8 protein-coding genes are annotated in these 8845 nt (G+C 71.4%); 4 read left to right on the top strand and 4 right to left on the bottom strand.

Annotated features, from left to right (window positions below; translation table 11 throughout):
- From VIU94_RS28815 to VIU94_RS28805, 3 genes are all read right to left on the bottom strand, one after another.
- On the bottom strand, positions 1-366 hold a 366-nt coding region (locus tag VIU94_RS28815), incomplete at its 3' end, for an NAD-dependent epimerase/dehydratase family protein (RefSeq protein ID WP_331915629.1).
- A gap of 192 nt (positions 367-558) precedes the next feature.
- Positions 559-3096 carry an ATP-dependent Clp protease ATP-binding subunit gene (locus VIU94_RS28810; protein WP_331915627.1) on the bottom strand — a complete coding sequence of 846 codons (2538 nt, stop codon included), beginning with the start codon at positions 3094-3096 and terminating at the stop codon, positions 559-561.
- A gap of 134 nt (positions 3097-3230) precedes the next feature.
- Positions 3231-3815 carry a thioredoxin domain-containing protein gene (locus VIU94_RS28805; protein WP_331915625.1) on the bottom strand — a complete coding sequence of 195 codons (585 nt, stop codon included), beginning with the start codon at positions 3813-3815 and terminating at the stop codon, positions 3231-3233.
- 133 nt (positions 3816-3948) lie between these two features.
- Here VIU94_RS28805 and VIU94_RS28800 point away from each other — a divergent pair, with 133 nt between their 5' ends.
- The gene (locus VIU94_RS28800; protein WP_331915623.1) at positions 3949-5238 is read left to right on the top strand and encodes a YhgE/Pip domain-containing protein; all 1290 of its coding nucleotides are present in this window, start codon (positions 3949-3951) and stop codon (positions 5236-5238) included.
- Positions 5239-5254: 16 nt separating this feature from the next.
- Here the strand turns inward: VIU94_RS28800 and VIU94_RS28795 are convergent, their stop codons facing one another.
- Entirely contained in the window at positions 5255-6064 is an 810-nt protein-coding gene (locus tag VIU94_RS28795) for a TetR/AcrR family transcriptional regulator (protein WP_331915621.1), read from the bottom strand.
- Positions 6065-6167: 103 nt separating this feature from the next.
- On the opposite strand from VIU94_RS28795, the gene VIU94_RS28790 reads away from it, so the two are divergent.
- The 3 genes from VIU94_RS28790 (at position 6168) to VIU94_RS28780 (ending at position 8771) form a co-directional block, all read left to right on the top strand.
- Positions 6168-7367 carry an FAD-dependent monooxygenase gene (locus tag VIU94_RS28790; RefSeq protein WP_331915619.1) on the top strand — a complete coding sequence of 400 codons (1200 nt, stop codon included), beginning with the start codon at positions 6168-6170 and terminating at the stop codon, positions 7365-7367.
- Between the two features lie 42 nt (positions 7368-7409).
- Complete coding sequence (locus VIU94_RS28785) at positions 7410-7790, top strand: nuclear transport factor 2 family protein (protein WP_331915617.1); 381 nt, start codon at positions 7410-7412, stop codon at positions 7788-7790.
- Positions 7791-7985: 195 nt separating this feature from the next.
- Positions 7986-8771 (top strand): class E sortase, encoded by a 786-nt coding sequence (locus VIU94_RS28780; protein ID WP_331915615.1) that lies wholly within the window; start codon positions 7986-7988, stop codon positions 8769-8771.
- Positions 8772-8845 lie beyond the last annotated feature (74 nt).

Raw genomic sequence — 8845 nt, 5'->3', positions numbered from 1 at the left:
CATCGCGCTCTGCGCGACGAACCGGCGCACCCCGAACTCCGCGGCCGCGGCAAGCAGGTTGTCGGTGCCGTGCGTACGCAGCCGGTTGGTGACCGCGAAGTCCTTGTCCACCTTGCGCAGCGTCAGATTCCCGGCCAGCGCAGTGGCCTGATGGACGATCACGTCGGGCCGGGTCCGCGACACCACGTCGCGCACGGCGGCGGCGTCCAGCACGTCCAGCACGATCGGCTCCGCACCGGCCGCGCGCAGCCGGGCCGTCTTGGACTCGGAGGTGGTGGTGGCGACGACCGCGTGTCCGGCGTCGACGAGCTGGGGCACGAGCTGGCCGCCGACCGCGCCGGTGGCGCCGGTGACGAGAACCTTCATGGCGGGCTCCTTGGTCATCCCCGTATCCCGGGGTCGCGCACCGGCTCGGCGCCGGTGACGTCCATGGGACAAGCGCCCTCCACCGGACGTGACATGCCGCCTGTGTGACTCACGTCACTCCTAGAGCCTGTCCGGCGGAGCAGGGTCGGATAGGTCGCGTCGCGACCCCGGCCATGATCCGCCGGACAGGCCCTAGGCTGCGGCCCGCGTCTCCGTCTCCTCGCCCGCCGCGCCCTTGCCGGACTCGTTCTTGCGGACCGTGCAGTGCAGCGAGTCGTGCACCACGTCGGCGACGATCGTGTCCCCGGGACTCGCCTCGCCGCCGAGCAGCAGGGAGGCGATCCTGTTGTCGAGTTCGGTCTGGATCGTGCGCCGCAGCGGACGGGCGCCGAACTCGGGCTGGTAGCCGTGCGCGACGAGGAGTTTCTTCGCCGCCTCGGTGACCTCCAGCTTCATGCCCTGGGCGTGGACGCGGTGCTTGCTGCGGTCGAGCAGGTGGTCGACGATCTCCGACAGGTTCTCCTCGGTGAGGCTGTGGAAGACGATGATGTCGTCGATGCGGTTGAGGAACTCGGGCAGGAACCGGCCCCGCAGGTCGTCCATCAGCTCGTCCTTGAGCTCGGCCGCGTCGCCCTCGTGGGCGAGGATGCGGTGCGCGCCGATGTTGGACGTCATGATCACGACGCAGTGCCGGAAGTCGACCGTGCGGCCCTGTCCGTCGGTGAGGCGGCCGTCGTCGAGGATCTGCAGCAACGTGTTGAAGACGTCCGGGTGGGCCTTCTCCACCTCGTCGAACAGCAGGACGCTGTACGGCTTGCGGCGAACCTTCTCGGTGAGCTGGCCGGCTTCCTCGTAGCCGACGTACCCGGGAGGCGCTCCGACGAGCCGGGCGACGGTGTGCTTCTCCTGGAACTCGCTCATGTCGAACCGGATCATCCGGTCCTCCTCGCCGAACAGCAGCTCGGCGAGCGTCTTGGCGAGCTCGGTCTTGCCGACGCCCGTGGGGCCGAGGAAGAGGAACGAGCCGACGGGCCGGTTCGGGTCGCCCATGCCGGCGCGGTTGCGGCGGACGGCCTCGGAGACCGCGGTGACCGCCTCGTCCTGGCCGACGATCCGGTCGTGCATCTCCTCCTCCAGCTTGAGGAGACGTTCCTTCTCGCTGGCGGTGAGCTGGGAGACGGGGATGCCGGTGCGGCGGGAGACGACGTCGGCGATGTCGGCGGCGGTGACCGAGACGACTCCTTCGCGGCGCTCTTCGATGCCGGCGAGCTCGCCCTCCACCTGCGCCATCTGCTCCTTCAGCTCCGACGCCTTCTCGAACTGCTCGCCCGCGACGGCCTGGTCCTTCTCGCGGCGCAGCTTGGCGAGCTTGTCCTCGCGGCCGATCACCTCGGTGGAGCGGGAGGCGCTGCGCAGCCGTACCCGGGCGCCGGCCTGGTCCATCAGGTCGATGGCCTTGTCGGGCAGGAACCGGTCGCCGATGTAGCGGTCGGACAGCTCGGCCGCGGCCGCCAGGGCGCCGTCGTCGAAGCGGACCTGGTGGTGGGCCTCGTACGCGTCGCGCAGTCCTTCGAGGATCTGGATCGTCTCCTCGACGGTCGGCTCGGGGATCAGGACGGGCTGGAAGCGGCGTTCGAGGGCGGCGTCCTTCTCGACGTGCTTGCGGTACTCGTCGATGGTCGTCGCGCCGACCACGTGCAGCTCGCCGCGGGCGAGGGCGGGCTTGAGCATGTTGCCCGCGTCCATCGAGCCCTCGCCGGTGGCGCCGGCGCCGACGACCGTGTGCAGTTCGTCGATGAAGAGGATGATGTCGCCCTCGGCCTGCTGGACGTCCTCGATGACCTTCTTCAGCCGTTCCTCGAACTGGCCGCGGTACTGTGCGCCGGCCACCATCCCGGACAGGTCCAGGGAGACGACCCGCTTGTCCTTCAGCGTCGCGGGCACCTCGCCGGCCACGATGCGCTGGGCCAGGCCCTCCACGATGGCGGTCTTGCCGACGCCGGGCTCGCCGATGAGCACCGGGTTGTTCTTGGACCGCCGGGAGAGGATCTCGACGGTCTGCTCGATCTCGTCGGCCCGTCCGACGACCGGGTCGAGCTTGCCGGCCTTGGCCTCCTCGGTCAGGTCCCGGCCGTACTCGTCCAGGGTCGTGGCCGGCTGCTGCGGCTTGGCGGCGGCGGGCATGCCCTCGGAGCGGGCGGCCTGGTCGGTCATGCCGCGCAGCTTCTTCACGTCCATGTCCTCGGCCCGCAGGAAGCGGGTGGCGCCGGAGTCGGGGTCCCCCAGGAGCGCGCTGAGGATGTGCTCGGGGCCGATGTACGACACCCCGGCCGCCTGGGAGTTGGCGTAGGCGGCGGCGAGGGTGCGCTTGGCGGCCGGGGTGAGACCGGGCTCGGCGGACGGCTCGCCGGACTCCTTGGGCAGTACCTCGGCGATCAGGTCCGCGAGGGTCTCGGGGTTCACCCCCACCTGGGCCAGCAGCCTTCGGGACGGGTCGACCTGGGTGGCCGCCCACAGCAGGTGCTGGGTGTCGAGGTCGGACGTGCCGTCCTGGACCGCCTTCCGCGCGGCCAGGTTGAGCAGTTCGTGGGAGGACTCCGTCAGGAGCCGTCCGATGGGCACGCGCTGCACGGCCGGGGGCGACGACGCGGGCGACATGCCGAAGAACCTGTTCAGCATCTCGCTGAAGGGATCGGACGAACCGAACGGTGAACCGAATGCCATCGACATGCCAGCTCCTGATGAGCGAGTGGGGGTCTCCACCATGGGGCTCTCCACCATGGGGGCCTCCACCACTCAAACCCGATGCGCGCGGCTCCGCAAACGGTGCGGCCGGACCGGCCGCCGGCCGCGCGTCACGGGCTTCATCCCGGGAGCTGGGCCAGGAACTCCTGCGGGGAGACGGCGGGGCCGTCCTCGCCCTTGACCACCTGGAGGAGCTGTTCGTCGTACCAGCCGATGGGCGTGCCCACGACGCCGCAGGACTCGAAGTCGGCGATCGCCGTTCCGGCCCAGGTCAGATACGTGCCGTCGGTGACCTTCTTGTCGAAGTCGGCGGATCGCAGCCCGTCGACGCCGTCGGCCGCCGACAGCAGGACCGACGTCTCGGAGAACGTGTCGTAGCCGGGCGGGAAGGGCTGCACCTCGAACAGCGCCGCCATGTAGTCGGCGAATTCCTTCTGTCCGACGTCGGCCGCCGCACCGAGCGCGCCGAGGGCGTTGCGGGAGCCGCTGCCGCCGGCGGTGTCGTCGATCATTCCCGCGAAGTGGAACTTCACGACGTACTTCCCGTCGTCGGCGCCCTTGCGGAGGGTGCCGAGCAGGCTCTCCATCACGCGCCGGCTCCCCCGGTCGCGCATCTCCAGGAAGAGTTGGACCTTGTGCGTCGCGTCCAGGTCTCCGTAGTACAGGGTGTCGCCGTCGGGGCCGGTCGTGTTTGCCGGATTCATGGGACGAGCTTCGCACGGGCGGAGGGGCCGCACGACTGGTGAACACCCGCCGCGAGGACGCCGCCGACACGCCCGACATGCGCATTTCGTCCAGAATCCCGGGCCGGGCGGCTCGTCCGTCGACGATGGCGGGATGAGCTCCGCGACTCCCCCGCCCGCGCCCTCCCCGAGCCCGCAGGTCCGCGCCGGCGCCCTCGCACGGCACGCCAAGCTGTGGGTCCTGCCGACCGTCCTGTGCGCCCTGGTGACGCTGGGGCTGTCCCTGCTCTACATGGGTGGCATCGTCGACCCGACCGACAGTCTGCACCGGCTGCCCGTCGCGCTCGTCGACGCGGACCGGGGCCGTCCGCTCCCGGGGCAGCAGGAGAACCTCGGGAAGCAGATCACCGACGCGATCGCCGCGTCGGAGGCGACGAAGGACGACGTCGACTGGCGCCGGCTCGACCGCCCCGGGATGCAGGACGCGCTGGCCTCTGGCGATGTCTACGGCGCGCTGATCGTGCCGGAGGACTTCACGGCGTCCGTCGCGGCCCTTACCACCGACCGGGCGAAGACCCGGCCGACGATCGACGTGCTCACCAATCCCGGTCTCGGCAGCCTGGGTTCGAGCATCGTGGCGCAGATCAACACGAAGGCGGCCCGACAGGCCTCGCTGGAGATCGGCAAGCAGCTCACGGCCGCGGCCCGTACCGCCGACCCGAGGACGCAGCTGCTCCTGGCCGACCCGGTGGAGGTCACGACCCGGGTCGGCCATCCGATCGGCCGGCACAGCGGCCTGGGCCTCTCCGCCTTCTACTACACACTGCTGCTGGTCCTCGGCGGCTTCATCGGGGCCAACCTCATCAACAGCGCCGTCGACACCTCGCTCGGGTATGCCGACAGCGAGATCGGGCCCTGGCACACCCGCCGGCCGACGGTGCCGATCAGCCGCACCCAGACGCTGCTCCTGAAGATGCTGATGACCGTCGTCATCTCGGTGCTGACGACCACGCTCGTCATGGTCTCGACGATCGCGATCCTGGGCATGGACGCCTCGCATCTGCCGATGCTGTGGCTCTTCTCCTACTGCGCGACGGTCGCCGTGGGCGTGGGCGTCCAGGCCATCAACGCCGCGTTCGGCGGCATCGGGCAGCTCGTGTCCATGTTCGTGTTCATCGCCCTGGCGCTGCCCTCGTCCGGAGCGACGGTGCCGCTCGAGGCGACGCCGGGGTTCTACCGCTTCCTGGGCGTCTTCGAGCCGATGTACCAGCTCAGCGCGGGCGTGCGGTCCATTCTGTACTTCGACGCCCGCGCCGACGCCGGCCTGGCCCGCGGCTGGATCATGATCGCGGTCGGGACGGCCCTCGCCCTGGCGTTCGGCTTCGCCATGACGCAGTACTACGACCGCAGGGGGCTGCACCGGCTGACGCCGCAGCCGGAGTGACCGTTCGGCCCCCGGGTCAATCGGCGCGCTCGGTGCGCTCGGTGCGCTCGGTGCGCTCGGTGCGCTCGGCTCGCTCGGCGATGAGCAGCCCCAGGCCGTCGAGGATGCGGGCGAGGCCGAACTCCAGGGCCTGGTCCTGCCCGCCCTGCTGGACGGCCGAGGTCAGGGCGGCGCGGAGCGCGGGGTAGCGCTCGCCGTGAGCCTGCATCAGCTTCCCGAGGATGTCGCCGAGTTGGGCCTCCGTGTTGCCGGCCGGGCCGGCCGCGCGGGCCTGCTGGGCGATGCTGCGCACGTGACCGGCCAGCAGGACCACGGCGTCCATCCGTTCGGCGCCGGACAGTCCGGTGCCGTCCAGTGCGGTGAGGGCCTGTTCCATCCAGGCCAGCTCACGGGGGCCCAGGACCCGGGGACCGACGGTGGCGTCGAGCACCCAGGGGTGTCGGTGGAAGACGGTGCCCAACTGACGGGTCCAGTCGGCGAGTTGCTCCCTCCACCCCGGGCGCGCCGCGTTCGCCGGCGGTGCGTCGCCGAGGGCCGTCTCCACCATCAGCGCGACGAGCTCGGCCTTGCCGGGCACGTACCGGTAGAGCGCCATCTTGGTGACGCCGACGAGCCCGGCGACACGCTGCATGGACAGCGCGGCCAGCCCCTCGGCCTCGGCGATCTCGATGCCGGCGTGCGCGATGCGGTCCAGGCTGAGCCCGCGCTTGGGACCCCGCGAGGGCTCCGGGTGCGGTCCCCACAGGAGCCGTACGGCCGCGCCCAGGTCATCGCCGGGACGAGCGCCCGAATCCGCGCCCGATGCTTCCCCTCGCCCCTCGCCCACGTCCTGCTCCCGTCTCCCGTGCTTGCCAGTCCTCGAAACTGCGTCTACCGTACACAGCAACAAACAGTGTCCATCGGATACAGTTTCAACGAGGGGTGGTCCCATGAGCAAGAACGTCCTCATCTCCGGTGCCGGCATCGCAGGTCCGGCGCTTGCCTACTGGCTCGGTCGGTACGGCTTCCGGCCCACCGTGGTCGAGCTGGCGCCCGCCCTGCGCGAGGGCGGCCAGGCCGTCGACTTCCGGGGCGAGACGCATCTGACCGTGCTGGAGCGCATGGACGTGCTCGACGAGCTCCGCCGGATCCAGACCGGCGGCAGCCCCGTGCGTTTCGTCGACGAGCACGGCCGGACGCTGCTGCACCTGCCGGCCGATTTCGCCGGCGGCGACGTCGAGGTGCTCCGCGGCGACCTGTCCCGGGTGTTCGTCGAGCGCAGCCTCCCGCACACCGAGTACGTCTTCGGGGACTCGATCACCGGCCTCACCGAGACCGCCGACGGCGTGCGGGCGACCTTCCAGCACGGCGCGCCGCGCACCTTCGACCTGGTCATCGGCGCGGACGGGCTGCACTCCCAGGTGCGCCGGCTCGCCTTCGGGCCCGAGGAGGACTACGTCAGCCACCTCGGTTACTACGCCGCGACCTGGTCCCTCCCCAACCACTTGGGCGTCGCCGCAGGCTCAGTGGGCCTCAACGCCCCGGGGCGGCTCGCGAGCGTGGGCGCCGACCACCGGGACCCGACGAGGGCGGGCGCCTTCTTCGTCTTCGCCTCGCCCCCGCTGGCGTACGACCGGCACGACGTCGCGCGGCAGAAGACCCTGATCGTCGAGGCGTTCGAGGGGCTCGGCTGGAAGGTGCCGCGGCTGCTCGACTCGCTGCGGCAGGCGCCCGAGCTGTACTTCGACTCGATCAGCCGCGCGGACGTGCCGTCCTGGTCCACGGGCCGGGTCGCCCTCCTCGGGGACGCCGCGTGCGGCGCGACGATCGGCGGCATGGGCACCGGTACAGGGACGGTGGCGGCCTACGTCCTGGCCGGCGAGCTCGCGCTGGCCGGCGGCGACCACCGCACGGCGTTCGCCCGGTACGAGCAGACGCTGCGGGCCTACGCGGAGGGCTGCCAGAGGGGCGGCGACCGCACCGGCAAGTTCCTCGCCCCCGCCACCCCGACCGGCCTCCGCCTCCGCAACGGCCTGCTGAGCCGCCGCGCGCTGATGAACTGGATGCTCAAGGAGGGCCAGAAGGTGAGCACCGTTGCGCTCCCCGACTACCAGACCCTGCTCGGCCGTTCCGCCGCCGCGGGGCGGTGATGCCATCGGGCCGAACGCGGCCACGCGCTCTACCGTGGGCGGATGAGCGATCCGGAGAAGAACAAGGCCAGTGCGATGGCCTTCTACGACCTGATGTTCAACCAGTGCCGCCCCGCCGAGGCCATCGAGCAGTACGCGGGCGACACGTACGTCCAGCACAACCCGCACGTCGCCGACGGCAAGCAGGCGTTCGTCGACTACTTCGTGCGGATGGCCGCCGAGTACCCGGGCAAGCGCGTGGAGTTCAAGCGGGCGATCGCCGAGGGGGATCACGTCGTGCTGCACTGCCGTCAGATCTGGCCCGACGAGGAGTACGCGGGGATCGACATCTTCCGGTTCGACCGGGAAGGCAGGATCGTCGAGCACTGGGACGTCCTGCAGGTCGTCCCGGCCACGTCCGCGAACGACAACACCATGTTCTGACCGTCGCGAGCACCTCGTCGCCCCGCGTCAGCGGCCCCGGTCCGCCGCCCGCTGACCAGCGAGAATGTGGGCCCGATCACCTTCCCCGGCCGCCACGGGGAACAGGCCGCCACGTCGGGGCGTTGCCCAAAAGTGACGATTCTCCCGTGGTCCGGGGGTTCCCAGACGTCGATTTCCGGCGCACCCTGGAAGACGATGCACCGTACACGCACCGCTTCCCTCGCTGTCGCCGCACTGGCCGTCGGCCTCGCCGTCGGCTGTTCCGGCACGAACGACGGCGGGCGGGCGACGACGGAGAGTGTGCTCACGTCGGCTTCGGTGGCCGCCGTGACGCCCGCGGCGCCCCCGAGCCTGGCCGTGACATCCCCGCCCGCCTCGCCCGCCCCCCAGGCGTCCGCTGCGGCCGCGCCCCCGGCGTCCACCCCGAGTCCCACCCCCACCCCCGCTCCGACCCGGCAGCCGCGGGTCGCCGACCTGGACATCCCGTCGATCGGCGTGAAGGACCTGCGGGTCGTGCCGTACGAGGGGACGACCGACGACCGGGCGGGCACCCGGATCCAGGACCGCGGCGAGGCCGCCAGTCCGTACGGGAAGCGGGGCGGCGTGGGCCCCGGCGAGATCGGGAACTACCTGGTCACCGCCCACCGCCTCTCCGCGGGCGGCCCGCTGAACGAGCTCCCTTCCGTCGAGGTGGGCGACTCCGTGCTGGTCACGGCGGGCGGAACGGTCTACGAGTACGAGATCGTCGCGACCCGCGAGACGTCCTTCCGCTCCGACCGCTCGCTCGCCGAGCAGCGGGCCGCGGTCCCGGGCAAGCCCGGCGAGAAGCCCACGAAGGCCATGATCACCCTGTCCACCTGTGCGACGCCCGAGGACAACGCCGAGGGCAACTTCTGGCGGGACGCCCAGGGCAATCCCGAGCACCGCATCGACAAGATCGGCGTGCTGACCTCGACCCGGCCGGTGACGGCCGCCAGGTAGCCGCGTAGCCCATGGGCGGCCGGTCCGGCGCCCGACTCAGGCAGCCAGGTGGAAGCCGGCGCCCACGCCGCCGT

This window comes from Streptomyces sp. (assembly GCF_036566765.1).
Lineage (GTDB): Bacteria > Actinomycetota > Actinomycetes > Streptomycetales > Streptomycetaceae > Streptomyces.
This window is presented reverse-complemented; position numbering and strand designations above follow the sequence as displayed.

Bases quoted from the DNA above. Each gene is read 5' to 3' on its own strand.
- VIU94_RS28810 (WP_331915627.1), bottom strand. From the start codon at position 3,096: ATGTCGATGGCATTCGGTTCACCGTTCGGTTCGTCCGATCCCTTCAGC.
- VIU94_RS28805 (WP_331915625.1), bottom strand. From the start codon at position 3,815: ATGAATCCGGCAAACACGACCGGCCCCGACGGCGACACCCTGTACTAC.
- VIU94_RS28800 (WP_331915623.1), top strand. From the start codon at position 3,949: ATGAGCTCCGCGACTCCCCCGCCCGCGCCCTCCCCGAGCCCGCAGGTC.
- VIU94_RS28790 (WP_331915619.1), top strand. From the start codon at position 6,168: ATGAGCAAGAACGTCCTCATCTCCGGTGCCGGCATCGCAGGTCCGGCG.
- VIU94_RS28785 (WP_331915617.1), top strand. From the start codon at position 7,410: ATGAGCGATCCGGAGAAGAACAAGGCCAGTGCGATGGCCTTCTACGAC.
- VIU94_RS28780 (WP_331915615.1), top strand. From the start codon at position 7,986: ATGCACCGTACACGCACCGCTTCCCTCGCTGTCGCCGCACTGGCCGTC.